This window comes from Ruegeria sp. BC5 (assembly GCF_056539205.1).
The window spans coordinates 1-866 of the sequence record NZ_JBQFUN010000017.1 but is presented as its reverse complement, the minus strand read 5'-3'; the positions used below and the strand labels follow the sequence as shown (position 1 = coordinate 866).

General features: G+C 63.9%; 1 protein-coding gene. It reads left to right on the top strand.

Going from position 1 to position 866, the window contains the following annotated elements:
- Positions 1-866: serine hydroxymethyltransferase (gene glyA / locus ACR0LY_RS19985; protein ID WP_480567730.1), on the top strand; the 866-nt coding region annotated here is incomplete at both ends.

The window sequence follows — 866 nt, the reverse complement described above, 5'->3', positions numbered from 1 at the left end:
GGCGGTCACCTGACCCACGGCGCGCGCCCCAACCAGTCGGGCAAGTGGTTCAACGCGGTGCAGTACGGCGTCCGCAAGGAAGACAACATGCTGGATTATGATCAGGTCGAGGCGCTGGCGAAAGAGCACCAGCCCAAGCTGATCATCGCCGGAGGCTCGGCCATCCCGCGCGTGATCGACTTTGCCCGCATGCGCGAGATCGCCGACATGGTCGGTGCCTATCTGCACGTGGACATGGCGCATTTCGCCGGTCTGGTTGCGGCTGGCGAACACCCCAGCCCCTTCCCGCACGCGCATGTGGCGACGACGACCACGCACAAGACCCTGCGCGGTCCGCGTGGTGGCATGATCCTGACCAATGATGAAGATATCGCTAAGAAAGTGAATTCGGCGATATTCCCCGGCATTCAGGGCGGCCCGCTGATGCATGTGATCGCGGCCAAGGCCGTGGCCTTCGGCGAGGCTCTGCAGCCTGCGTTCAAGGACTATATCAAGCGGGTCGTCGTCAATTCGCAGGCATTGTCGGATCAACTGATCAAGGGCGGTCTGGACACGGTGACCCACGGCACCGACACCCATGTGGTGCTGGTCGACCTGCGCCCCAAAGGCGTGAAGGGCAACGCGACTGAAAAGGCCCTGGGCCGCGCGCATATCACCTGCAACAAGAACGGCGTGCCGTTTGACCCGGAAAAACCGACCGTCACCAGCGGCATCCGCCTGGGCTCGCCCGCCGGCACCACCCGCGGCTTTGGCGAGGTCGAATTCCGCCAGATCGCCGACTGGATCATCGAAGTGGTCGACGGGCTGGCCGCCAATGGCGAAGACGGCAACAGCGCCGTCGAAGCCAAGGTCAAAGCCGAGGTCGC